Source organism: Micromonospora parva, assembly GCF_040649675.1.
GTDB classification, from domain to species: Bacteria; Actinomycetota; Actinomycetes; order Mycobacteriales; family Micromonosporaceae; genus Micromonospora; species Micromonospora parva.
The window spans coordinates 392,218-417,747 of the sequence record NZ_JBEZFX010000001.1 but is presented as its reverse complement, the minus strand read 5'-3'; the positions used below and the strand labels follow the sequence as shown (position 1 = coordinate 417,747).

General features: G+C 70.5%; 17 protein-coding genes. 10 read left to right on the top strand and 7 right to left on the bottom strand.

Going from position 1 to position 25,530, the window contains the following annotated elements; all coding sequences use genetic code 11:
* Positions 1–106 precede the first annotated feature (106 nt).
* Positions 107–2,875, top strand: a complete 2,769-nt coding sequence (locus AB0C03_RS01815; RefSeq protein ID WP_357633573.1) for a TIM-barrel domain-containing protein — start codon at positions 107–109, stop codon at positions 2,873–2,875.
* Between the two features lie 69 nt (positions 2,876–2,944).
* On the opposite strand, the gene AB0C03_RS01810 is transcribed toward AB0C03_RS01815, so the two are convergent.
* Genes AB0C03_RS01810 through AB0C03_RS01800 form a run of 3 tightly spaced genes read right to left on the bottom strand, consistent with a single transcriptional unit; the run spans position 2,945 to position 8,567 of the window.
* Positions 2,945–5,140: an RICIN domain-containing protein gene (locus AB0C03_RS01810; protein ID WP_357633569.1), complete on the bottom strand. Its 2,196-nt coding sequence runs from the start codon at positions 5,138–5,140 to the stop codon at positions 2,945–2,947.
* Positions 5,122–7,473, bottom strand: a complete 2,352-nt coding sequence (locus AB0C03_RS01805) for a family 20 glycosylhydrolase (RefSeq protein ID WP_357633566.1) — start codon at positions 7,471–7,473, stop codon at positions 5,122–5,124. The genes AB0C03_RS01810 and AB0C03_RS01805 overlap by 19 nt, the downstream gene beginning before the upstream one ends.
* A 20-nt stretch (positions 7,474–7,493) precedes the next feature.
* Positions 7,494–8,567 carry a right-handed parallel beta-helix repeat-containing protein gene (locus AB0C03_RS01800; RefSeq protein ID WP_030333625.1) on the bottom strand — a complete coding sequence of 358 codons (1,074 nt, stop codon included), beginning with the start codon at positions 8,565–8,567 and terminating at the stop codon, positions 7,494–7,496.
* A 376-nt stretch (positions 8,568–8,943) separates the two neighbouring features.
* Here AB0C03_RS01800 and AB0C03_RS01795 point away from each other — a divergent pair, with 376 nt between their 5' ends.
* From AB0C03_RS01795 to AB0C03_RS01785, 3 genes are read left to right on the top strand one after another with little or no spacing between them, the layout of a single operon-like run.
* On the top strand, positions 8,944–9,972 hold the full coding sequence (locus AB0C03_RS01795) for a 1-phosphofructokinase family hexose kinase (protein ID WP_357633563.1): 1,029 nt from the start codon (positions 8,944–8,946) through the stop codon (positions 9,970–9,972).
* Entirely contained in the window at positions 9,948–10,844 is an 897-nt protein-coding gene (locus AB0C03_RS01790; RefSeq protein WP_030333630.1) for an SIS domain-containing protein, read from the top strand. Before AB0C03_RS01795 ends, AB0C03_RS01790 begins: the two co-directional genes overlap by 25 nt.
* Before the next feature lie 8 nt (positions 10,845–10,852).
* Complete coding sequence (locus tag AB0C03_RS01785) at positions 10,853–11,695, top strand: class II fructose-bisphosphate aldolase (RefSeq protein WP_030333632.1); 843 nt, start codon at positions 10,853–10,855, stop codon at positions 11,693–11,695.
* Between the two features lie 18 nt (positions 11,696–11,713).
* Here AB0C03_RS01785 and AB0C03_RS01780 read toward each other — a convergent pair whose 3' ends face one another.
* Positions 11,714–12,901: an ROK family transcriptional regulator gene (locus tag AB0C03_RS01780; protein ID WP_357633559.1), complete on the bottom strand. Its 1,188-nt coding sequence runs from the start codon at positions 12,899–12,901 to the stop codon at positions 11,714–11,716.
* A gap of 94 nt (positions 12,902–12,995) precedes the next feature.
* Positions 12,996–15,422 carry a family 20 glycosylhydrolase gene (locus AB0C03_RS01775; RefSeq protein ID WP_357633556.1) on the bottom strand — a complete coding sequence of 809 codons (2,427 nt, stop codon included), beginning with the start codon at positions 15,420–15,422 and terminating at the stop codon, positions 12,996–12,998.
* A gap of 324 nt (positions 15,423–15,746) precedes the next feature.
* Between AB0C03_RS01775 and AB0C03_RS01770 the strand changes: the two genes are divergently transcribed.
* Genes AB0C03_RS01770 through AB0C03_RS01745 form a run of 6 tightly spaced genes read left to right on the top strand, consistent with a single transcriptional unit; the run spans position 15,747 to position 20,461 of the window.
* Positions 15,747–16,562, top strand: a complete 816-nt coding sequence (locus AB0C03_RS01770) for an ABC transporter permease (protein ID WP_357633553.1) — start codon at positions 15,747–15,749, stop codon at positions 16,560–16,562.
* A complete protein-coding gene (locus AB0C03_RS01765; RefSeq protein WP_357633549.1) occupies positions 16,559–17,341 on the top strand; it encodes an ABC transporter ATP-binding protein in 783 nt (260 codons plus the stop codon). The genes AB0C03_RS01770 and AB0C03_RS01765 overlap by 4 nt, the downstream gene beginning before the upstream one ends.
* Positions 17,338–18,336 (top strand): aliphatic sulfonate ABC transporter substrate-binding protein, encoded by a 999-nt coding sequence (locus AB0C03_RS01760; RefSeq protein WP_357633546.1) that lies wholly within the window; start codon positions 17,338–17,340, stop codon positions 18,334–18,336. The genes AB0C03_RS01765 and AB0C03_RS01760 overlap by 4 nt, the downstream gene beginning before the upstream one ends.
* A 22-nt stretch (positions 18,337–18,358) precedes the next feature.
* Complete coding sequence (locus AB0C03_RS01755; protein ID WP_357633542.1) at positions 18,359–19,771, top strand: sulfatase family protein; 1,413 nt, start codon at positions 18,359–18,361, stop codon at positions 19,769–19,771.
* Between the two features lie 53 nt (positions 19,772–19,824).
* The gene (locus tag AB0C03_RS01750) at positions 19,825–20,136 is read left to right on the top strand and encodes a YidH family protein (protein WP_357633540.1); all 312 of its coding nucleotides are present in this window, start codon (positions 19,825–19,827) and stop codon (positions 20,134–20,136) included.
* Position 20,137: 1 nt separating this feature from the next.
* Complete coding sequence (locus AB0C03_RS01745; protein WP_051708608.1) at positions 20,138–20,461, top strand: DUF202 domain-containing protein; 324 nt, start codon at positions 20,138–20,140, stop codon at positions 20,459–20,461.
* Positions 20,462–20,519: 58 nt separating this feature from the next.
* On the opposite strand, the gene AB0C03_RS01740 is transcribed toward AB0C03_RS01745, so the two are convergent.
* Positions 20,520–23,153, bottom strand: a complete 2,634-nt coding sequence (locus AB0C03_RS01740) for a discoidin domain-containing protein (protein ID WP_357633535.1) — start codon at positions 23,151–23,153, stop codon at positions 20,520–20,522.
* Between the two features lie 75 nt (positions 23,154–23,228).
* Positions 23,229–25,508, bottom strand: a complete 2,280-nt coding sequence (locus AB0C03_RS01735; protein WP_357633532.1) for a family 20 glycosylhydrolase — start codon at positions 25,506–25,508, stop codon at positions 23,229–23,231.
* Positions 25,509–25,530 lie beyond the last annotated feature (22 nt).

The following is a 25,530-nucleotide window of genomic DNA, read 5'->3' as shown; positions in this document are numbered from 1 at the left end:
CGATGCAAAATCGCGGCCTACTTATTGCATCTTGAGTCAAGCAGGTGCAGCATTCCATCTCATCGGTCTTCGTGAATGTTGCCCCTCACCACACCGGGAGAAAACGATGATCTGGTCATCGCTGCCCGCGCACACCCGCCGCGCCGCCATCGTGGTCCTCATCCTGCTCGCCGCGATGCTGCACGCCGTACCCGCCCGCGCGGGCACACCGGGAAGCGCGACCGGCCTCACCCGGGCCGGGAACACGTACACCATCGCCACCAGCACGGCCGCCCGCATCCGGCTCACACTGGCCCGCGCGGACATCTTCCGCGTCTGGGTCGCACCGAACGGCACCTTCACCGAACCGGCGGCGAACGAGATCACCGTGCGGACCGACTTCGGTGCGGTCGCCAGCACCGCGACCGACGAGGGCACCGCCTTCCGCATCGCCACCTCGGCGGTGGTCATCCGGATCACCAAGAGCCCTCTGACGATGCAGGTCCAGCGCCCCGACGGGCGGCTCATCTGGCGGGAGGCGCAACCGCTCGACTGGACCGCCGGTCGCACCACCCAACGGCTGGCCCGCGCCACCGACGAGCAGTTCTACGGCACCGGCCTGCGCCTGGGGGAGTGGGCGTTGCGCGACAAGACGGTGCCGATCGCCGTGGACAACCAGTGGCGGGAGAACACCAACGCCAGTCCGGCCCCCTTCTACCTGTCCACCAACGGCTACGGCGTCCTGCGCAACACGTGGGCACCCGGCTCGTACGGCTTCACCGCACCGGTGACCACCACCCACAACGAGGAACGGTTCGACGCCTACTACTTCGTGGGCGACTCGCTCAAGGGTGTGCTCGGCGCGTACACCGACGTGACCGGCAAGCCGTTCCTGAGCCCGATGTGGGGCCTCGAACTCGGCAACGCCGACTGCTTCAACGCGTCCAACCCCGCCTACCAGGGCGACCACAACCGGGCCGGGCACCAGCGGACTCCCGACGTGCTCTCGTACGCGCGGGAGGCCCGCGCCAAGGACATGCCGTCCGGCTGGTTCCTGCCCAACGACGGGTACGGCTGCGGCTACACCGACCTGCCCGCCACCGTCGCCGGCGCCAAGGCGCTCGGTTTCCAGACCGGCCTGTGGACCTCGGCCGGCCTGTCGTCGATCGACTACGAGGTCGGCGCCGCCGGCACCCGTGGCGTGAAGACCGACGTCGCCTGGGTCGGCGGCGGCTACCAGAACGCCTTCCGTGGCGTCCAGCAGGCGGTGGACGGCATCGAGCGCAACTCCGACGCGCGTCGCTACGTCTGGACCGTCGACGGGTGGGCCGGCACCCAGCGCAACGCCGTGGTCTGGACCGGTGACACGTACGGCCGGTGGGACGACATGCGGTGGACGGTGCCGGCCGTCGCGGGCGCCGGGTTGTCCGGCTTCAACTACGCCACCGGTGACGTCGACGGGATCTTCGGTGGCAGCCCGAACACCTACGTGCGGGACCTGCAGTGGAAGTCGTTCACGCCGGCGTTCATGACGATGTCCGGTTGGGGGGTGACCAACCCGGCGGCCGGCTACCAGGACAAGCAGCCCTGGCGGTACGCCGAGCCGTACCTGTCGATCAACCGCCGGTACCTCCAGCTCAAGATGCGGCTGATGCCGTACCACTACACGATGAGCCGGGTGGCCAGCGTGACCGGCGTACCGGCGACCCGGGCCCTGGTGCTCGAATATCCCAACGACCCGGTCGCCCGGGGCAACGCCACGTCGGGGCAGTTCATGGCGGGCGACGCGTTCCTGGTGGCGCCGGTGGTCTCCGACACCGAGCTGCGCGACGGCATCTACCTGCCGGCCGGCACCTGGACCGACTACTGGACCGGCCGGGTCTACCAGGGCCCGCTCACACTGAACGGGTACGCCGCGCCGCTCGACCGGCTGCCCCTGTTCGTCAAGGGCGGTTCCATCGTGCCGATGTGGCCGCAGATGAACCACACGGGTGAGAAGCCGGTCTCCACGCTCACCTACGACCTGTATCCGCGCGGCTCGTCGAGCTTCACCCTCTACGAGGACGACGGCATCACCCGCGCCTACCAGAGCGGCGCCTACGCCACCCAGCAGGTCAGCATGACGGCACCGACGTCCGGCACCGGGACGGTCACCGTGGACGTGGGCGCCTCCGTCGGCACGTACGCCGGCAAGCCGTCGTCGCGCTCCTACGAGTTCACCGCCCACCTGGCGGCCGCTCCCCGCGCGGTCACCGTCGCCGGCCAGACCCTGCCGTCGCTCGCCACCCGCGCCGCGTACGACTCGGCGAGCAGCGGCTGGTTCTACGCCGACGGCGTGCTGCGGATCAAGGCCGGGTCGCGGGGCGCCGCGTTCCAGACCCGGATCGACGGCGCGGTGCTCCCGGTCGCCGGCACCAGCACGACGCCGCCGCCGATCCCGCGCGACAACTGGCGACTCGTGTACGCCGACAGCGAGGAGACCAGCGCGGAGAACGGCGCGGCCACGAACGCCTTCGACGGCAGCACGTCCACGTTCTGGCACAGCGCCTGGTCGACAACTGCCGCGCCCCTGCCGCACGAGATCCAGCTCGACCTGGGCGCCACGTACCAGGTCGACGGGCTGCGGTACCTGCCCCGGCAGGACGGGGGAGTCAACGGCCGGATCGGCCGCTACGAGGTGTACGTGTCGGACAGCCCGAGCAACTGGGGCACGCCGGTGGCCTCGGGAACCCTCGCCGACACGGCGACGCAGAAGGTGGTGCCGTTCACCGCCGCGCGCAGCGGCCGGTACCTGCGCCTGCGGGCACTGAGCGAGGCCGGTGACCGGGGGCCGTGGACCACGGTGGCCGACCTGACCGTCACCGGCAGAGCTGTGGCGTCGGCGTCGGGGAGTTGACGCGTACACCTGTGGAAGCGAGACGCCGCGGGCTGCTGGAGCAGCCCGCGGCGTCCTGCGACGACGGTCCTAGGAGAGGGACCACTGTTGGCGGGTCGCGCCGGTGGCGGTGCGCTGGACGACGTCCGCCCCGTTGTCGGTGATCGTCCCGTCGAGGTCGAGCACCCGGCCGCTGTTGCGGTTCGTGATGGTGACGTGGGTGCCGACCCGGGTGATGCGCCACTGCTGGTTGGCCGCACCGGTGTACGTCCACTGGATCACGTCGGCGCCGTCCGCCGTCGAGCTGCCGGCCACGTCCAGGGCGCGGCCACTGCGGCGGTTGACGATGCGGTGGTACCCGTTGCCGAGCGGAACGATCGACCACTTCTGATGCACACCACCGTTGTCGGCCCACTGCACGGCGTCGCCGCCGTCACCCGGTGCGGCGACCGCGACCTCGATGACCTTCCCGCTGGCCCGGTTCGTGAGCGTGTAGCTCGCGGTCGGGTCGAACGAGCCGTTCAGGGCGTCGAGTTCCTTCAGGCTGAACCGGACGGTCATGATGTACGGGTAGCTGGTGTCGGCCGGGTCGAAGTATCCGTAGGACGTGAGCACGAACGTCCCGTCGGGCAGCACCACGTTGCCGGCGTAACCGGTGTCGCCGCTCTTGACCGAGGGCGTGAAGTCCTCCAGCAACCGCACCCGGTACTGCCCCTCCCGGGAGTTGACCAGGTCGTCGTACGTGCCGACCCAGGCCACCCAGTCGCCGGCCACCCACGCGCCGGTGTTGCTCACGCTGTTGCGGATGATGTCGCGGAAGGTGATGACGAGCCGACCGGACGCCGGGTCGTACGTGGCGGCGTGCCGTTCGCCCATCAGGGCGCCCTGCATCTCGCGCGGTTCGGTCCAGGTGTTCCCCTCGTCGTTGGAGAACGCGACCATGGCGTTGGTGCGCTTGTGCTGTGCCCGGGCGAGCATCGCGAGCTGGCGACCGTCCGGCGAGCGGATGATCTCGATCTCGCAGAGGCCGGCGTACTTCTCGATGGTGTTGTGCGCGGCGAGCAGCCGGGTCGGCGTGCTCCAGACGGCGTTGCCGGCGGCGTCGAAGGTCAGGTACGTCTTCCAGTTGTTGTAGCCACCGTCGTGGAAGACGCCCAGGTACCGGAAGTCCCACGACCCGTCGGCCTTCTTCAGCCGGACCAGCGTGGCGTGTGCGACGTACCCGGCGAAGCCGGCGTCGGCGAAGTGGTGGGTGAACTCCGACCAGGACCGGCCGCTGTCGTCGGAGTACGCGGTCTTGAACCCGCCCGGACTCGCCGGAAGGCCGCTGACCAGCAGGAGTCGGGTCGCCCCGTTCGGCTTGACCACCTTGTAGAGGGTGGGTGTCTCCTTGCTGGTGGCCCAGCTCGCCGGGGTGGGGAGCCGACCGCTCCAGGTGCGGCCACCGTCGTCGCTGCGCTTCAGGATGATCTGGCCGGTGCCGTGGCCCATGGGGTAGACGGCGAACATCGTGCGGCCGTCGTCGAGCAGGACGGTGTCGGGGTGCCCGAGGTACTGCCCGGCCTGGCGGTCGGTGAGCACCTGACGGCGCGCGTCGTCCTTGAGGTCCAGGAACGGGATCGTGTAGTCGATGCGCATGCTCAGGTCGCTGATCTCGCCCGCCGTCAGCGGGGTTCCGTACACCCGCACGTAGTCCAGGTCACCGCTGTAGTGCCACTGAGCTCCCTGGGCGTCGACGTTGCGGCCGATCCACATGCCGTTCAGGTCCCGGACGTTCGCGAAGAACCGGGTGGAGGGGTGCGTGGCGCGAAGCACCCCGTCGACGTGCAGGCGGGTGCCCTCGGTGCCGACGGTCAGGATGGCGGTGTGCCAGACGCCGTCGTTGTAGGGACCGCCGGTGGCGGTCATCTGGGTGGCGTACGCCCCGTTCTCGCGGTTCTCGAAGTACACCGAGCCGCCGTTGAGGGAGAACGACAGGTTGCTGGAGTCGTCGGCGGTGTGCGAGGCGCTGAAGAAGCTCTTCGCGACGGCGGTGCTGGTGGACCGGAACCGGACGGCGATCGCCCCCTGGGTCAGGTTCGCCACCCTCGACAGGTCGGCCGACCTGTCGAGGAAGGTGCTGCTGCCGTTGAACGCCTGGTTGACCGGGTAGTTCACCGTCGCCGTGGGCGCGGCGTGCCCGGCGGTCGCCGGCACCAACAGGCTGAGCAGGAGCAGCAGGGCGACGGTCGCGGCGGTGCCCGCCCGGGCCGCCGTCCACCGGCCGTTCATCGGGTGATGGTCCATTGCTGTTCGGTACCTCCGCGGTAGGTGGACTGGACGACGGCGGCGCCGTCGGTGGTGGCGGCGTTGGCGACGGTGAGCGCCTTGCCGGAACTCCGGTTGATGATCTTGTAATTGGTGCCGACCGGAATGACGCTCCACAGCTGGTTCGCACCGCCGTGGTACGTCCACTGCACGACGTTCGCCCCGTCGGCCGTGGAGGAGCCGGGCACGTCCAGCACCTTGCCGCTGCTGCGGTTGACGATGCGGTGGTAGCCGCCGCCGGCCTCGACGAGCGTCCAGCGCTGATGTGCCGCGCCGTTGCCCGACCACTGGATGGCGTTCGCGCCGTCCCCGCTGCCCGCCGGCACCTCCAGCACCTTGGCGCTGTTGCGGTTGACCACGCGGTGTTCGGTTGCCGGGTCGAACACCGCGGCCGGGGTCGCCGCCCGGGACACCTCGACCTTGTCCGCCGTGACCGCCGTACCTGACGAACTGGCGTTCCTGCTGTTCAGCACCCGCACCTTGAGGACGTGGGGGCCCTGCGCGAGCTGCCCGCTGGTGAAGACCATCGCCTGGTCCACCCGGGTCGGGGAGTACAGGTCGACGACAGTCTCCGGGCCGCCGTCGACCGAGACGCCCGCCCGGCCGTGGTTCGCCGCCCTGGCGGCGAAGAGCTTGATCTTGTTGCCGGTGAACCGCACCTGGTACGCGCTGTCGAGGGTGCTGCTGTAGTGGTCGTCGCGCTGGAACTGCCTGCTGCCGTTGGCCCCGTAGGACCACGTCCCCGAGTAGCTGAACTGGTTGTCGCCGGTCCCCGTGGTGTTGTCGTTGACCTGGACCACGCTCGGCACGCCCGGGGCGTCGCCGATCGCGTCCACCCGGGCGAAGTACGCCTCCACGGTGCTCGACCGGGGGCCGCCCCACAGTCGCTCGGCCAGCACCTCGGTCGGCCGCTTCGCGTACTGGTCGAACCACTCGTCGGTCTGGTGCTCCATCGCGTCCGACCAGCGGGCCATCTGGTAGCCGTTGACCTTCGCGTTCTGGTCCGGCGCCCAGCTCTCGTAGACGTTCTTGGTGTTGACGTAGAGGTTGAGCCCGGGAGTCACGTACAGGGTGCTCTCCGGTACGCCGACGACCGTGTAGCCCAGGTTGTAGAAGTAGTTCAGCGACCCGGTGTACGGGGTGAGGACGATGTTGGTGGCCGGCTTGATGCTGGTCTGCTGGCCGTTCGTCTCCCACCAGTTCCACAGCTGCGCCGTCTTGCCGTACGAGCGCACCTTGTCGTTCATCAGGTTCATGAACTCGGTGAAGACGTCACCGGGGTACGGGAAGCCGCGCGCCTGCGCGTAGCTGACCAGCTCGGGGCAGGAGTTCTTGGCGGCGTCGGTCTGGTACTCGTCGCCGCCGATGTGGAAGTAGGGGCCGTCGAACAGTGGGACGAACTCCGACAGCAGGTTCATCACGAACGTCCGGGCGTTCTCCTTGGTGAGGTTCAGCGTCCAGCCGCCCCTCTCACCGCCCGGCCAGGGCGCGTAGTCCATCGACGAGCAGGTGAACCTCATCGTCGGGTCGTAGGTCGTCATCGCCGTGGCGTGCCCCGGCAGGTCGATCTCGGGAACGATGGTGATGTGGTACCGCTTGGCGACGTCCTGCAACCGGCGCAGGTCCGCCTTGCTGTAGGACTGCGCCGAGGCCAGCCCGGGGTACCGGTCGCTGCGCAGCCGGAAGCCGTTCCACTCGGTGAGGTGCAGGCGCAGCGTGTTCAGGCGTAGCCACGCCATCCGGCGGAGCAGGTTCTCGAGGTGGTCCATCTCGTAGAAGTGCCGGCCGACATCGAGCATCACTCCCCGGTCCCGGTACTGCGGGTAGTCCCGGATGGTGCCCGCCGGAACTGTCGTCCTCGTCGCGCTCTGTTTGATCATTTGCAGCAGGGTCTGGGTGCCGTAGTACGCGCCGGCCGCCGCGTTCGCGCGGATCACGACGGTCGAGCCGGCGGTCAGCAGGTAGCCCTGATCGCCGATCCCGGCGTCGGTGCTCGCCAGCGTGAGCAGGATGTCACCGGTCCCGGGCGTCGCCGCCGAGACAACCGGTACGTCGGCGCCGCTGATCGCGCCGAGGTCGACGCGCAGCGCCGTCGCGGCTGGTGACAGCTGGGCGGCGTGTGCCGGGTCGAGCAGGATCCGGGACGACGGGGCCAGCGTCCAGACGCCGGTCCCTCCGGTCCACTCCCGGACGCTCGGCGCGACCTGGGGTGCCGGGTTGGCCGCCCGCGCCGCCGACGGGACAGCGAGCCCGACGCCGACCAGCAGGGAGGCGAGGAGGAGAGGGAGAAGCCGCTTGTGGGAGGAGAACACGGTCACGTACCTCCGGTCGTTCAGAGCGGAAGGAGATCCTTGACGTTGCCCTGCAACAGGGGCGCGGTGCCGCTGTTGGACTGTGTGCCGACCAGGTGCACAGGCGCGGCGCCGGAGCAGGTGACGGCGAGGTTGGAGAGCGTGCACCCGGAGAGCAGCCACCGGGTACCGAGTAGGTTCGTGGCGCGGATGTCGCTGTACCAGAGGGTGTTGCCGGTGAAGGTCGGTGGCAGGACGCCGTCGACGACGACGCCGGTGCCCGGGTTGCGCTCGACCCCGCCGATGGGGAAGGACAGGGCGGTGCTCCAGCGCACCGGGACGCCACCGTTGCAGTGGTTGACGGTGTTGCCGGTCAGGCTGCCGTGCCCCCAGTTGTCGCTGGCGAGCGCCCCGTACGGGCTGGTCTGGGCGAACGAGTAGTAGGCGCCGTAGCAGCCGACGACGACGTTGCCGTTGATCGTCCAGTTCCCCGACGAGTTCCAGATCGCGAGTCGGCACGAGGTGAAGCTGTTCGCGGTCAACTGTGAGTACTCACTGCGGTCGGCCAGCGAGACACCGAAGTAGCAGCGGTGGAAGGCGTTGCCGCTGACCTTGAGCCGGTAGCCGAAGTAGTCGTCGGCGGCCGATCCGGTGATCGCCAGTCCGGCGCCGCGCCAGTTCGTGAAGTCGCAGTCCAGGATCCGTACGCCGGTACTGCGGCTGATCCGGACGGCGACGTGCGCGAACTGTGGCGCGGTGCCGACCGGGCTGGACTGGCGTCCGAGGAAGTGGACGCCGCTGATGGTGACGCCGCTGCGGCCCACGATGGACAGCGCGCCGCTCTGGTCGGTGGGGACGGTGACGGTCGCGCCGTTGCCGACGATGAGGCAGCGGTCGGGCAGGGCGACCGGAGCGGTGAGGGTGTACGTGGCGCCGGGCGCGAGCTGCACCTGAGGCGTACGGGCGAGGACGGTGTTCCAGTCGTCGGCGACGCCGAGCACCGGGAGGGACGTCGAGGCGATGGCGGCGTCGGCGCGGCCGGGCGGGACGACGGCGGCGAGGGCACCGGCGGCGCCCGCCAGCGCGACCGCGCGGCGGGGGAGGCGTGTGGTCATTGATGTCCTTCGGACAGCGGGGGAATGTCCTACGTCAGATGTCGGACGAACTTACGAGTGATATCGACCCTCGTCAAGAGAGCCGTTGCCCCGCCCTCGGCGGCCGCTCGGCCTCCGGCTCGGTGGCAGCCCGTGCAAGTTGATGCAAAATTCCTGCCCGGTTGGAACCCCGCGCGCCGGGGCTGCTCGAACACCGCGACGCTCCCTCGATGCGGTGCCCGCAGGGGCGGTGACGGTGTCGGAGCGCTCAGGACCGACCTTGACGCCGCCGGGGTCAGATCCCTAGGGTCTGCAACATCCTGATTGATTCTGGCATCTGAATGTCACGAAAGATCATGCGTGCTCGTGTGGCTGGCATCTTCTGGAAGAGGCGGACATGAAACGAGATCTGAACGGCGGTCCGCCAGACTCCCGGGCGCGCGGCGACCTGATCATCTCGGTGGCGCTCAATCCGGCCCTCGACGTCACCTACACCGTGCCCGACCTGGTGCCGGACACCTCCCACCGGGTGACGGACGTGGTGTCCCGTGCCGGAGGCAAGGGCCTGAACGTCGCCCGGGTCCTGCGGCAGCTGGGCGTCGAGACGATGGTCCTCGGCCTGGCCGGTGGGGCAGCCGGCGAACGGGTCGAGGCCGAGCTGGCGACGGCCGGCGTACCGGCGCGATTCACCCGCCTCGACACGGAGACCCGCCGGACGGTGACCGTCCTCGGGCGAGGCACGGCGACCGTCCTCAACGAACCGGGCCCGCGCGTCACCGTCGCCCAGTGGGAGTCGTTCCGAGAGCAGTTCGCCGAGCGGGTCCGGGCGGCACGGGTGGTGGTGCTCTCCGGCAGCCGGCCACCGGGTGTCCCCGAGACCGCGTACCGCGATCTCGTCACCATCGCCCGGGCCGGCGGGGTCCAGACCATCGTGGACACCGACGGCGCCGCGCTGCGGCACGCGCTGGCCGCCGCGCCGACGCTGGTGAAACCCAACGTCCACGAGGCGGCGGAACTGCTCGGCCGCCCGGTGCGCACCCGCGACGACGCCGTGCGGGTGGCGCACCGGCTCGTCCGGCTCGGCGCCGTCGCCGGAGTCGTCTCCCGTGGCGCAGACGGCTTCGTGGCGGTCAACGGCGGGGCCGCCTACAGCGCCCACGCGCCCGAACGGATGGCCGGCAACCCGACCGGTGCCGGTGACGCCCTCGCGGCCGTGCTCGCGTACGGACTGCTCACCCGCATGCCCTGGCGGGACGTCCTCGCCCGAGGCGCTGCCGTCTCGGCGGCCGCCGTCGCCTGCCGGTGGGCCGGCGAGTACGACGCCGTCGTGGCTTCCCGGCTGTTGCCCGGAACCACCGTCGAACAACTGGAAGAGCCCCGCACCGACAGAGAGCAGGAATCGTGTCGCACGTCGCCGCCGAGATAACCTCCCAGCCCGAGACGTGGCGTCGCGCCGTGGATCTGGTCGCCCGACCGGGCGTGGCGCAGGCACTGCCCCAGCCGGGCGAACGCGTCGCCGTGGTGGGCTGCGGCACCTCGTACTTCATGGCCCAGAGTTTCGCGGCGCTGCGCGAGTCGGCGGGCCAGGGGGAGACCGACGCCTTCGCCGCCTCGGAATTCCCCGCCGGGCGACGCTATGACCGGGTCGTCGCCATCACCCGTTCCGGCACCACCACCGAGGTGATCCGACTCCTTGAGCAACTGCCGCCCGGCAGCCGCTCGACAGTGCTCACCACCGACGCCGACCGGCCGGTGACCCGGCTGGTGAGCGACTGCGTCGTCCTCGACTTCGCCGACGAGCAGTCGGTGGTGCAGACCCGCTTCGCCACGACCGCGCTCGCCCTCTGGCGTGCCGGCCTCGGTGCGGACCTGACCGAGACGATCGACCAGGCGCGGGCCCAGCTCGGCACCCCACTGGACCCGGCCGTGGTCGGTCGGGACCAGTTCACCTTCCTCGGCACCGGCTGGACGGTGGGCGTGGCGCACGAGGCCGCCCTGAAACTGCGCGAGGCGGCACAGATGTGGGCCGAGTCGTACCCGGCGATGGAGTTCCGGCACGGTCCGATCAGCGTGGTGGACCACCGGTCCGTGGTCTGGATCTTCGGGCCGGTGGCACCGGGCCTCCTCGAGGACCTGGCACCCACCGGCGCGATCGTGGTGCACGAGGACATCGACGCCATGGCTCACCTCACGACCGCGCAGCGGCTCGCGGTCGAGCTGGCGGTGCGTCGCGGTCTGCATCCGGATCAGCCCCGGCTGCTCACCCGGTCCGTCGTCCTCACCGCTCCGGTCGCCTGAGGCCGCTGATGACCCTCGTTCCCACCGCCGACCTGGTGGCGGCGGCCCAGGCTGCCGGTACCGGCGTGCTCGCGTTCAACGTGATCACGATCGAGTACGCCCAGGCCATCGCCACCGCGGCGGAGCGGGCCGGCCGACCGGCGATCCTGCAGATCAGTCAGAACGCCGCGCGCTACCACTCCGGTGTGTCGGCCATCGCCGCGGCGACGGCCGAGGTCGCCTGGCTGTCCAGCGCCACCCTGTCGCTGCACCTGGACCACGTCGACGACACAACCCTGCTGGAGCGGGCGCCCGACACCGGCTTCAGCTCGGTGATGGTCGACGCGTCAGCGCTGCCGTACGCCGCCAACGTGGCGGCCACCCGCAAGGCGACCGAGTGGGCGCACGACCACCGGTTGTGGGTGGAGGCCGAACTCGGCTACGTCGGCGGTAAACCGGACGCCCCGGCCAGCGCGCACACCGCCGGGGTCCGCACCGACCCGGCCGAGGCCGCCCGCTACGTCGCCGAGACCGGCGTCGACGCGCTGGCGGTCGCGGTGGGCAGCTCGCACGCGATGGCCGACCGGACCGCCTCGCTGGATCTCGACCTGGTGGCCGCGATCCGCGAGGCCGTACCGGTGCCGTTGGTCCTGCACGGCTCCTCCGGGGTGCCGCTGGAGCAGATCCGCGCCGCTGTCGGTCAGGGCATGGTGAAGATCAATGTTGGTACCGCCCTCAACGTGGCGTTCACCGACGCGGTCCGTGGCGTCCTGCCGCACTCTCGCGACCCGCGCCGATATCTCGCCGCCGGCCGGGACGCGGTGACCGAGACTGTCCAGCGGCTGCTCACGCTGCTGCCCGAGGCGTCGTAGCCGCTGCCCCTCGGGGGACTACCCGGGGAAGGCCGGCGAGGGCTCGGACAGGTTGAGCCGCAGCGCGGCCGCGACGGCGCCCAGGGCACCGCCCTCGTCGCCGAACTGGGCCGGCACGACGTCCAGGCGGCGGGTGTGCCGGGGCATCGCCAGCTCGGCGATCGCCGCGCGGACCGGCTCGAGCACCACCTCGCCGGCGTGGGCCAGGGTGCCGCCGATGGCCACCTTGCCCGGATCCAACTGCACCACCATCCCGGACAGAACGCGACCGAGCATCGTCGCGGCGTGCCGCACCACGTCCCGCACTGTCGGCTCGCCGGCGAGTGCCCGGGCCACCAGGTCGGCCGGGTCCGCGACTGTCACACCACGGCGGGCGCACTGCTCGATGAGCGCCGACGGACGGATCAGCAGTTCCAGGCAACCGCGACCACCGCACGGACAGGGGTCTCCGTCGGGGTCGACGCTGACGTGGCCGATCTCGCCGGCCGCGCCGTTCGCACCCCGGGCGAGTCGGCCGTCGACGATGAGCCCGCCACCGACGCCGTCACTCCACCGGACGTAGATGGCGTCCCGCACGTCACGGGTCGCTCCCCAGGTGCCCTCGGCCAGCGCGGCCAACCGCGAGTTGTTGTCGGTGACGACGGCGACGCCGTAGCGGTCCTGGATGCGCGTGCTGACCTGCTTCGCGGCCACCGACGGGCTGCGGCCGCCCGCGGGGCGCTCCCGGCCGGCCACCAGGCCGGGCAGCCCGAGGCCGATCGCCTCCAGCGCGCGCAGGTCGATGTCGTGTTCCTGCACGAGGTCGTCGATCAGCTTGATCGCGGCGTTGGCGCGCCGGGCCGGCCCCGCCGCCAGGGTGATGGGGCGGCTGCCCCGGGCCAGGATGTCGTGCCCCAGGGTGGCGACGATGACCGTGATCGTCACCCGGCCGAGATCGATGCCGATGATCCGGCCGGCGGACGGGTTGAGGCTGACGGTCGTGGAGGGTCGTCCCCGACCCCGCTGGCCGGACAGCGCTGGTTCCCGCTCGACGACCACACCGCGGGCGATGAGGTCGCCGATGATGTCGAACAGGGTGGTGCGGGACAGCCCGGTCAGCCGGATGAGGTCGGCCCGACTGAGCGGGCCGGCGCTGCGGAGCTGGGCCAGCAGCGCCTCCGTGTGCGCCAGCCGCACACGTTGCATGGCATCCGGACGTTCGATCACGGCACCATCATGACCGACGCCTGCTCCCGGGTGTCGTCGCGGCAACCTACGGCGCGGTGGCCGGCGCCGCCACCCTGGCGGCGCCGGCCCGCGGTCAGCTGGCGCGGACGGTGACGGTCAGCGCCGCCTGGACCGGGGCCAGCCCGGCCGAGCGCACCGACAACGTCCCGGTGTACGTCCCCGCCGAACCGAACGTGCGCCGGGACACGACGGTGAACGCGCTGTTGATCTGCATCGCCGGGATGCTCGGCTCGCGCGTCGCGGTCGGCGTCAACGCCTCCACCCGTCCGTCACTCCAGGTCACGGTGGCCACCAGGTCGGTGCTGCGCAGCCCGGGGGCGGTGACCGTCCAGGTGGCGCCGACCGGTGCGCCGACGACGACGGCGGCGGACCGGCCGATCGCCTGTTTGCGCCATGCCACGTCGGCGGTGGGGAAGAAGTTGACGCCCTCGACCGTCAACCGCCCGCCGGCCACCGACAGCCGGGTGGTGAAGTCGGCGTAGTCGCGCTGCGTCTGCGGCGTCCACCCCACCTCGGCGGTGGCGATCAGGCGCGGGAAGCTGTAGTACTGCGCCTGGCCGATCCGGCGGATGAACTCGCCCCACAGGGCCGACTCGACCCCGAGCACGCTGGTCTCGGCGATGTTCGGGATGAAGGTGCCCGGGTCCCAGTTGTAGTGCCGGTCCAGTCCGCACGGTCCGCCGCAGGCCCACGAGCCGCCGAGCGGTTGGCGGGCATCCTGCTTCTGCGGCACGTACGTGTGGGCGGCGGGGGAGAGGACGACCCGGGCGCCACGGCCGGTCACCGCGTTGCTCACCGCCGTGCGGTCACCGTTCCAGAACTGCACCACGGCGTTGTCGCGGGGCAGCGCCGTGCCGGCGTACTCGTTCCAGCCGACCACCGTCTTGCCGAGCGACGCGACGGTAGCGGTGAAGGCGTCGACCATCGCGGTGTAGTTCGCGTGGCTGGTCACGTGCGCCTCGTCGCCGCCGATGTGCAGGTACGGCCCCGGCGTCATGGCGGCGATCTGGGTCAGCACCTGCGTGACGAACTCGTACGTCGTCGCGCTGGCCGAGTCGAGCGTCGAGTAGCCGACGTTGCCGGTGCCGTTGGCCGGTGCGGTCTGCTGGCCGGGTGCCGGCTTGGGCTGGGCGCCGGCCGTGTTGAGCTGGGGGATGGCGTGCAGTGCCGCGTTGGTGTGCCCCGGCATGTCGATCTCCGGGATGACCGTCATGCCGTTCAGGCCGGCGTAGCGCACGATCTCGGCGTAGTCGGCCCTGGTGTAGAAGCCGGTGACGCCCAGTTCGGTGCCCATCAGTTGACCGCTGTCGTTGTAGGTCATGGCGGTGCGCCCGCTGACCGAGGTGAGCCGGCCGTAGTCGATGCCCGCCGGGTTGCTGGTCGGGTTGTCGATGGCGATCCGCCAGCCCTGGTCGTCGGTCAGGTGCAGGTGCAGACGATTGATCTTGTATTGCGCCGCGCTGTCGATGTACGCCTTGACCTCGTTCATCGGGTAGAAGCTGCGGGCGACGTCGAGCATCATCGCGCGGTGGGCGAAGCGCGGGTAGTCGGAGATCGTCACCGCCGGCACCGTCCACGCGGTGTTCACGACGGTGTCGGACTCCACCCACTGCGGCAGGAGTTGGCGCAGCGTCTGCACCCCGTTGAGCGCGCCGTTGGCCGTGTCGGCGCTGATCCGGACCGTGCCGGTGGTGACGACGAGCCGGTATCCCTCGGCGGCGTGCCCGACCGGACCCTTGCCGGCCCCCACCTCGACGACGATGGGCGCGGGCGCGGTGCTCTGGGTGACCACCGGCAGGGCGTACCCGGTGGCGGGGCGGAGCAGCCCGGCGAGGTAGATGGCGGGCGCGGTGGCCTGCGATCCGACCGCGATGACCGGCGTGTTCGGGTTCAATGTGTACGGCGTGCCGCCGTTCTCGGTGAGCGACACCGGTTTGGGCAGCAGGCCCAGTGAGGGTGCCGGCGGGGGCGCGGTGCTGTCCCAGATCTCGAGCTCGGAGATCGAGTAGCCGTAGGCCGCCCACCGTTGGTAGCCCTGCATCCGTACGTAGGACACCGGCTGGGCCGAGTTCACGGCGATGACGTCCGTCCGGGGACAGGTGTCGCGCTGCAGGCGGGTGACGGTGGTCCATGTGACACCGTCGATCGAGGTCTGCAGGGAGAAGTCACGGGCGCACGCGTTGGGCCAGGTCAGCACCACGTGATCGACCCGGGCGGCGGACGCCAGCCGGACCTGGACCCAGTTGTCGTCCTGGTACTTCGACGACCAGCGGGTGGTGCGGTCGCCGTCGTTGACGCGCGTGGCGACGAAGTCGGCGCGGTCGAGTTCGACGCTCGACGCGGTGGCGGTGCCGGTGCGGGCCAGGTTCACCGGCGCGGCCAGGGCCGGGGTGCCGGACGTGAGCGGCGCGAGCAGCGACGCGGCGATCACCAGGGCGAGCTTCGCCGCAATCAGGCGGCGTCTGGATCCGGTGGTGCGGGGGGAGCGCGGAATCGACATGGGACTCCTCTGTCCGTCGCCCGGCTCGCCGGGAGACTGGTTGCTCGGGTACGCCGCAGTCTGCTGACGCCGTCCAATTTAGTCAATGCCCCGGACATAAATCGCCGGCCGGTCCGGTTGTGGCCGGGCGTTGTCAGACGGTCCGGCCACCCCTAGGCTGCCGCCCAGACATCGGACATCTTATGAACTGCCGCACCGCTCCCAGCTCGGGCTTTTTAGTCCGAAGGGTTGACATGAATAGTGCCGTCGCCAAGGATTCGCTTACCTTCAGCGCCGCCGACCGGAGAGGAGCCCCATGTCCGAGCTGGGCTACGGAGCACCACCGTGGCGATAGACGTGCACCAGTCCCCACCCCGAGGTCCGGAAACCACCAGTGCGACGTCGCCGCCGCGGCGTGCCGTGCCGCTGCTGGTGTGGAACGTGCTCGCCGTCGTACTGGGCGTCGGCATCTGGACCGTGCTGGCCCGGATCGGGGTCTCGGGCCTTCCCGGGCCGCAGGAGGTCGCCGTCCGCGCCGGTGAGCTGACCATGGACGGCACCCTGCTCGACGACAGCCTGGCCAGCCTGCGCCGGGTGCTCATCGGCTTCGCGCTCGGCAGCGCACTCGCCATCCCGGTCGGCTTCCTCATGGGCTGGTACCGGACAGCGCGCGGGCTGATCGAGCCCTACGTGCAGTTCTTCCGCACCATCCCGCCGCTGGCCGTCATCCCGCTGGCCATCCTGCTCATGGGCATCGGGGAAACCCCGAAGATCTTCGTCATCTTCCTCGCCGCGTTCCTGTCCTGCGTCGTGTCGACGTTCCAGGGAGTGGTGAGCGTCGACAGCACCATGATCAACGCCGCGCGGGTGCTCGGCGCCAACGACGCCGTGGTGTTCCGCCGGGTCGTCGTCCCCGCGTCCACCCCGTTCATCCTGGTCGGCATGCGCGTCGGCCTCGGCGCGGCCTGGGCGACACTGGTCGCCGCCGAGTTGATCGCCGCCCAGGAGGGCCTCGGCTACCGGATGCAGCAGGCGCAGATCTACTACGACCTGCCGAGCATCTTCGTCGGCCTCATCACCATCGGCGTGCTCGGCCTGCTCATGGATCGGCTCCTGCTCGCCGCCGAGAAGCGCCTCACCGGATGGCAGGAACGCCGATGACCGAGAAGATCTCCTTCCGCTCCACCAGCCGCACGTTCGAGGTGGGCGGCAAACCGTTCCACGCGCTGCGCGAGGTCGACCTGGACATCGCCGACCGCGAGTTCGTCACAGTGGTCGGCCCGTCCGGCTGCGGCAAGTCGACACTGATGAACATCGCCGCCGGCCTGGTCGAGCCCACCAGCGGTGAGGTGCTCGTCGACTCACGACCGGTGCGAGGGCCCAGCCCGGAACGCGGCGTCATCTTCCAGCAGTACGCGCTGTTCCCCTGGCTGACGGTCCGCGAGAATGTCGAGTTCGGTCTCCGGATCGCCAAGGTCGGGCGGGCGCAACGGCGAGCACGGGCGCAGCACTTCATCGACCTGGTGGGTCTCAGCGACTTCGCCGACGCGCTGCCCCGGATGCTCTCCGGTGGCATGCGGCAGCGGTGCGCCATCGCCCGCGCGTACGCCGTCGACCCCGGCGTCCTGCTCATGGACGAACCCTTCGGCGCCCTCGACGCCCTCACCCGGGTGCAGATGCAGGACCAGTTACTGGACACCTGGGGCACCGAGCGGCGAACGGTCATGTTCATCACCCATGACGTCGACGAGGCCGTCTACCTCGCCAACCGGGTCGTCGTCATGGCCGCCCGTCCAGGTCGGGTGCACGAGGTCATCGACGTCGACCTGCCGTACCCGCGTACCGAAGCGGTCCGTCTCTCCCCGGAATTCTCCCGGATCCGCAATCGGGTCTGGCGCGCCGTCTACCACCAGACCCCTCAGGAAGGTGCATCCCGATGAACCCTCTCTCCCGTCGTGCCGTGCTGGCCGGCATCGCCGGTCTCGGCGCCACCGCGGCCCTCGCCGCCTGCGGCGACGACGAGTCCGGATCCGGCGGTTCCGCCAGCGAACCGGTGAAGCTCGGCTACATCGCCGACTTCACCGGCGCGAGCCTGATGGCGATCGCCGACGACAAGAAGCTGTGGGACAAGCACGGGCTCAAGCCGGACCTGAAGGTCTTCACCAACGGCCCCCTGCAGGTGCAGGCGCTCGGCGCCGGAGACCTCGACTTCGGCTACCTGGGCCCGGGTGCGATGTGGCTGCCGGCCTCCGGCAAGGCCCGGGTCATCGCCATCAACTCGCTCGGCTTCGCCGACCGGGTCATCGCCAAGCCGGGCATCACCTCCGTCGCCGCTCTCAAGGGCAAGAAGGTCGGTGTGCCGGAGGGCACCTCCGGCGACATGATCGTCCGGTTGGCCCTGCGGCGTGCCGGGCTCTCCATCGACGACGTCGAGAAGGTCACGATGGACGCCAGCACGGTGGTCACCGCGTTCGGGTCCGGCCAGATCGACGCGGCCGGCATCTGGTACCCGCTGATCGGCACCATCAAGAAGCGGGTGCCGGACCTGATCGAGCTGGCCAAGAACGAGGACTTCTACCCGGACATCAGCTTTCCGTCCGCCTACGTCGGGCGCAACGACGTGGTCACCGGCAAGCCGGAGCTGGTCAAGAAGGTGCTCGCGGTGCTGCGCGCCGCCAACGACGAGCGGGCTGCCGACGTGGACCGTGCCGTCGAGGTGACCGCGAAGTTCCTCAAGTCGGCGCCGGTCGACCAGCTGCGCGCCGAAGCCACCAACGCCCGGTTCCTGCCCTCGGCCGAACTCGCCGCCAAGTCCACCGACGGCACCGTCGCGGGCTGGCTCACCGGCCTCAACGGCCTGTTCAAGGACCTGGGCAAGCTGCCGGACGTGGTCGACCCGAGCGCCTACTACGACGCCGCCGCGTACGCGTCCTGAACCGGTGAGAAAGGACCAACCCGTGCGGCCCAACATCGTCTTCATCATGGCCGACGACCACGCCGCGCACGCTGTGGGCGCCTACGGAAGCAAGATCAACGAGACGCCGCACATCGACCGCATCGCGGCCGGCGGCGCCCTGCTGGAGAACTGCTTCTGCACCAACTCGCTCTGCGCGCCCAGCCGGGCCACCATCCTCACCGGCACCTACAACCACGTCAACGGCGTGCAGACGTTGTCGACCGAGTTCGACAACCGGCAGCTCGTCTTCCCGGAGCTGCTGCGCCGTGCCGGCTACCAGACCGCGCTGGTCGGCAAGTGGCACCTCGGGCACGGCCCGGAGCACGACCCCCGGGGTTTCGACTACTGGGAGGTCGTGCCCGGTCAGGGTCGCTACCGCGACCCCGTGTTCATCGGCATGGACGGCACCGAGCAGGTCCGCCCCGGCTACTGCACGACCATCATCACCGACCTGGCCGTCGACTGGCTCGACCAGCGCGACCAGCAGCGCCCCTTCTGCCTGCTCGTGCACCACAAGGCCCCGCACCGCAACTGGGAGCCCGACGACAAACACCGCGACATGTACGTCGACGACGTGGCCGTACCGGGCTCGTTCGACGACGACCACTCGGGGCACGCCGCCGCCGCCCGGGCCGCCCGGATGCGGGTGGACCGGGACCTGACCGCCAACGACATCAAGGAGATGCTGCCGCCGCACCTGGACCCGGACGAGGCCGCGCTCTGGACCTACCAGCGGTACATCAAGGACTACCTGCGCTGCGTCGCCAGCGTCGACGACAACGTGGGCCGCCTGCTCGACTACCTCGACGAGCACGGGCTGACCGACGACACCATCGTCGTCTACACCTCCGACCAGGGCTTCTTCCTCGGCGACCACGGCTGGTACGACAAGCGGTTCATGTACGAGGAGTCGCTGCGGATGCCGTTTCTGATCCGCTACCCGGCGGAGATCCCGGCCGGCTCCACCACCGGCGCGCTCGCCATGAACGTCGACTTCGCCCAGACGTTCCTCGACTACGCCGGCGTGCCGGCCGACGGCCGCATGCAGGGGCGCTCACTGCGACCGCTGCTGCGCGGCGAGGCCGTCGACGACTGGCGGCAGTCCGTGTACTACCGCTACTGGGAGCACGACGACGACGAGCACCACGTGTGGGCGCACTACGGCGTACGCACCCACGACCACAAGCTGGTCTACTACTACGCCGACGGGCTGGGGCTGCCCGGCACCTCCGCGACGGCACAGGAGCCGGAGTGGGAGCTGTTCGACCTGCGGGCCGACCCGTGGGAGATGCGCAGCGTCTACGACGACCCGGCGTACGCGCGGATCCGGACGACGCTCACCGACGAGCTCGCCCGGGTCCAGCGGGAGTGTGGCGACACCCCGTGGCAGCCGTCGGCACCGGTCACCGGGTGACGGAGGAACCGACGGGACGAGCCGACCGCCGCTGGCCACGGCGGGTGTACGGGGTGGGCACGGAGCCGGACCCGCGCTTCACCCTCGCCAACGAGCGCACGTTCCTCGCGTGGCTGCGGACCGCGCTGGGTCTCATGGTGGCCGCCGCGGCGGTCAAGGCCTTCGGTGCGGACGGCGCGCAGTGGGCGGCGGTCGTGCTGGCGGTGCTCGCCGTCGGGGTGGCCGTCGAGGCGTTTCCCCGGTGGAGCCGCAACGAACGGGCGCTGCGGCTCCAGCTGCCGCTGCCGTCCACCCCCGTCGTCGCCGTGTCGGCGGCGGGGGTGGTCGTGGCCGGCGTGACGATCGTCGTCGTGGTGCTGATCTGAGGTGACGGAGCCGCCGCGTCTCGCCGACCGGGGGGCGCAGGCCGAACGCACCCTGCTCGCGTGGCTGCGCACCGCGCTGGCGACCGCCGCCGTGCTGCTGGCCGTCGGCCGGGAGCTGGTGCCCCGTCATCCGATCGCCGCGGGGCTCGTGCTGGCCTGCGCGCCGCTCGCCGCCGCGGTGGCCGTGCTGGCGCGACGCCGGTATCGCACCGTACGGCTGCCCACGCACCTGGGCCACCCGGAGGGCGCCGCCCTGCTGGCCGTCGGCACCGTGCTGGTGGTGGCGGGGGGCGTGGCGGTCCTCGCCCATGTCCTCGCCAGGTGAGGTGGGATGCGGCCGTCCCGGGGCGGCGATAGGGGCGCCCCGGGACGGCCGGTACCGGTCAGGCCGTCGATCCGTACAGATTGATCTCGGCGGCGGAGGCGTACCCGGCCCCGTTCGTGGCGCGGGTGGTGCGCAGGCGTACCTGCCGGGCCGTGGTGGGCGTGAAGACCGCTGTCTTCACTGTGCTGCCGGCGCCGAAGGTGCCGGCGGTGACCTGGGTCCAGGTGGTGCCGTCGGTGCTGGTCAGGATCTGGTAGTCGGCGATGGTGCCGTTGGTGCCGCCGTCCTGGCGGGGTAGGTAGTCGAGCCTGTCGATGCGATGGTTGCCGCCGAGGTCGATGGTGATCTGGTGCGGCATGGCGGCGACCCCGCCGACGTAGCGGGTGTGCCAGATGGTGGCCGGGTTGCCGTCGATGGCGTTGGCGGCGACGCCGTTCTCGCCGACGGTCTCGACGCTGTCCGCCGTCGCTGTCCACCGGGTGCGGGGCAGTTGCGGGCTGCTGCCGCCGCCGATCGGCTCGTCGGTCGGGGTGGCCTGGAAGACGGCGACCTCGAACGGCGCGAGGGTGATGCTCACCGGTGCGGCCGGACCCGACACGAAGCCGCCGCGCCGCCCGTCACGCTCGGTGAACCGGTACCGCTGGTGGGTGCCACCGGGCAGCTCGAAGACCGTCTGCGGGTTGACGGTGAAGCTCTGCGCGGACGCCGACGGGTTGCGCAGCATCAGCATCCCCTTCGACGCGCCGGCCGAGGAGTTCCAGGCGGCAGTGCCGTAGACCGCCCCGGCGGCCGGGTCACCGCCGACCCAGTGCACGTCGCTGAGCAACCCCTGGTTGGCCCGTGCCCACCGGGCGTTGGCCGCCACGGTGTCCCAGAACCAGGCCGCGCCCGGCCGGTTCGCGTCGACCAGTGTGTTGCGGACGTACAGCTCCTGGAGGCTGAGCCCGAGCGCGAAATAGGCGCGGATGTCCTGCGACACCTCGGCCTGGACACTGGGCTTGGTCAGGTCGTAGTCGGCGGTGAACTGGGGTGTCCGGTCGGAGAAGATGATGCCGTGGTTCATCAGGCTCAGGATCGGAAACAGCGGGTTCTGTCTGGTGTTGTTGCGGAACGTCTCCGAGTCGCGGTAGTTGACGTAGCGCTGCTGCGCGCTGCCCGCGCCGACCAGGCCCGCGTCGTGCCCGTCACGCCAGATCGAGTCGGTGAACCACAACCAGTACGGCGACCCCCAGGTGCCGACCGTGGCGTTGACGAACACGTCCTTCTGGTGCGCGCGCAGGTCGCCGGTCAACCCGAGCAGGGCCTCGTAGTCGGCGATGTAGTTCGCGTTCGGGCCGGACTGGTAGAGCCCGCCGCCGATGCCGTCCAGCTTGAAGCCGCGTACCCCCTGGTTGTCCATCATGTCGAAGGCGACCGACCGGAACCGGTCGTAGTAGCGGTCGCCGCCGAGCTTGAACTGGCCGCCGCTGTGGGTTTCCAACCGCTGGTCGGCGGGTTTGCTCGCGTTGATGGCCTGGCGGGTGGCGGCGCTGGTGCCGTACCCGCCGAAGGGTGACATCCACACCGACATCGAGGCCCCGTACTGCGCGGCGGCGGCCTTCTGCGGCGCGAAGCCGGTGGGGAACTGGGTCGGGTCGAACGACCACACGTTCAGGTTCGTCTCGTCGACCCGGGGCGTACGCAGATAGTCCCAGCCGTCGTCGACCCAGAAGCTGTCGATGGTGGCCCCCCGGTTGCGCAGCTGGGTGCCGAACAGGTTGATGGCCCGGGTCAGCTCGGCGCTGTCGATGACCTCGCCGGGTGGTTTGAGGTCCAGCCAGCTCTGGTAGTGCAGGAACGTCCGCCGGTCGTGGGCCCGCTCGCGTTGCAGGTAGTACTGGAACGAGCGGCGTAGCTGCCCGGCCGGGGAGACACCGGTGGAGGCGGTGTAGACCCAGGACGTGCCGGCGGTGAGGTCACCGGCGCGGGGCACCGCGATGTCGACGGCGGACCCGTTCACAGTGGCCTTCGCCATCGGGTTCTCGATGCCGACGAACACCGTCTCGCTGCCGGCCGCGCCGTGCACCACCGGGCTGCCGTCGTCGCTGCCCAGCACCCGGGCGTTGGTGAGACCCAGTTCGACCAGGCGCACCGACGTCACGTCGAACGTGCCGGCCACCGAGCGCACGGTGAAGCTGTGCTGCACCGAGTTGGCCCCGCCGCGCAGCCGTACCTGCCACTGCACGTCGAGCGTCCGGGTGCCGCCGCCGTACCGGAAGGTGGTGGTCACCGCCTTGCCGGCGAAGCGTTCCGCCAGCCGTGCCGACCCGGCGTTCGCCGCCAGGTCGCTGACCACCGGACCGGCGGAGACGCTCGTGTTCGCCGCCGTGATGGTGCTGCCGTCGGCCAGGGTGAGGGTGAAGAGCCCGCGCAGGCTCATCGGGACTGTGGCGTTCGCGGCCCGGTTGTCGAACCGGGTCAGCGACACCGTGCTGCCCTGCACGCTCCACGTGCTCGACAGCGCCGCGTTGGCCAGTGTGAAGCTGCCGCCGGAGAGCGACGCCGTCGCCGCGCCCGGCTGGACACCGGGGAAGACCAGGCCGGCGGCGTCGGTGTAGGTCGGGTCCGCCGGGACCGCCGCGCCGGCCGGGGCCGGCTGGCCCCCGACCGTCGCGACGGCACCGGCGACCAGAGTCAGGACGATGGTGGGCACGACGAGCCGCCGTGGCCGTGGTGGGGATGGGGGTGGCAGTGGCGTGTCGTGCGGCATCGTGCCTCCATCGGTGGGTCAGGCGGTGGGGGTGCTCCAGCGCTGGTTGGCGCCGTTGGTGCACGGCCAGAGGATGAGGCGGGTGCCGTTGGCGGTCCCGCCGCCGTTGGCGTCGAGGCACTTGCCGCCGGTGCGGTAGCTGCTGGTGGCGGCGTCGTAGGTCCAGCGCTGGTACGTGGCGGTGGAACAGGTGCGGATCACGATCGCGGTGCCGTCGGTGAGGCTTCCGTTCGCCGGCTCCAGGCACTTGCCCAGTGCGGTGAGGGTGCCGTCGTTGCGGTGGGTCCACGTCTGGTTGGGCCCGCTGTTGCAGTCCCAGAGGTTCACCGCGGTGCCGTCGGTGGTGTTGCTGCCGGGGATGTCGACGCAGCGGCCACTGGCGGTGCCGGTGATGGCGCCCTTCTTCGGCCCGTAGACCTCGAACTCCCAGAGCGAGTAGCCGAAGGTGGTGGCCCGTTGCGTGCCCTGCATGCGCACGTACCGGGCGGTGGTGTTGAGGGCGTGTTCGTCCACCCCGCCGTCCCCGGCGGTGACGGTCACCGCCGTGGTCCAGGTGGTGCCGTTGGTGGAGGTCTGGATCTGGTACGCCCGCGCGTAGGCGGCCTCCCAGCGCAGTGCGACGCGGGACAGTTCCTGGCTGCTGCCGAGGTCGACCTGGATCCAGCTCGGGTCGGTGTAGGCCGACGACCAGCGGGTGCTGATGTCGCCGTCCACCGCCGCCGACGCCGGGAAGCTGGCCGTCTCGGTCGACGACGCGGTCACCGGGCGGTTGGTCGCCAGGTTGCCGGTCGCCACCGCCGGGCCGCCGGGAGCCCGACCGATGCGGTCGATGATCGGGGTGAAGGCGGTGTACGTGGCGACCGGCTTCGGTGAACCCCAGGTCTGCTGGGCGATGACGCGCAGGATGGTCCGGATGCCGGCGGCGATCTGGTCCTCGGTCTCCGCGTCCGGGTAGTCACACCAGATGTGCAGCACCGTGCCGAGGTTGCGGGACGGAGCGTTGACGGTGTTGTTGCCCTGGAAGCGCTCCGGGGTCCAGGTCTCGTACGCCCACGTCACGTTCGGCTTGCTGATGGCGGGGACGTAGTAGGTGGGATCCCACGCCTGGTTGGAGATGGTGTGCCCGCGGTCCAGCAGGGCCTGCGGGGTGATGCCGTAGTTGTACCAGACCTCGACGTGGATGTTGGACGCCGGCCGGATGGTGCCGTCGGTGCCGATGCCGTCGTTCCACATGCGGGTGGTCTTGCCGCCGGCGCGGACGATGTCGTTGGCCCAGTTGATGAAGCCGTAGTAGGTGTCCTTGGCGGTGGCGTTCGTCCCGTAGGTCGCGCGGGCGTACGTCAGCAGCTGCGGGTAGGCAGCGTAGTTGCCGACGTACTCGTCCGCGCCGATGTGCCAGTACCGGCCGGGGAACAGCGGCAGGAACTCGGTGATGAGGTCCCGGGTGAGGGTGTACGCGCCCGGCTTGGACAGGTCGAGGTAGTAGGGGTTGCGGTTGCCGTTGGTGTCGGCGAGTTGCAGGTCCGGGTGGTCGGCCAGGATGGCGTTCATGTGTCCCGGCATGTCGATCTCGGGAATGACCTCGATGTGGTACTGCGCGGCCAGGGCGATGAGGTCGCGGATCTGCTGTTTGGTGTAGTACTGCTCCGACACCACCTCCGGGTGGGTGGTGCTCTCCAACCGGAACCCGAACGTGTCGGACAGGTGCAGGTGCAGCCGGTTCATCTTCAGGTAGGCGAGCTCCTTGACGTGCTTGCGGAGCCAGTCGACGGTGAAGTACTTGCGTCCGACGTCGACCATCATGCCGCGTTCGGACTTGGTCGGGGCGTCGGTGGTCGTACCGGCCGGCACCGTGCTGGACTGCTTGAGCAGTTGCAGCACCGTCCGCGTGCCGTAGAAGGCGCCGGTGTCGGTCGAGCCCTGGATGGCGATGCTCGACCCGACGGTCATCGTGTAACCCTCGGCGGGTTGGCTGCCGCCCAGGGTCAGCCGGATGTCGCCGGTGGCCGCGGTTCCGGTGGTGACCGCGACGGTGCGGCCGGTCAGGTCCCGCAGGTCGGCGGCGAAGGTGGCCGCGTCGTCGTTGAGCTGGGCGGTGTAGGCGGGGTCGACAACGATGCGGGTGGCGGCCCCGAAGGTGTAGCTGCCGGTGCCCGCCGTCCACTGCTTCAGTGCCGGGATCACCTGGAGGTCACCCGGTACGGCCGAGGCCGGGGTGACCGCCGTGACCGGCACGGTCAGCAGCGCGGCGGCCAGTGCTCCCACCGCTCCGGTGACGCTGATACGTCGAAGACGCATGAACCGTTCCTCTCGGGAAAAG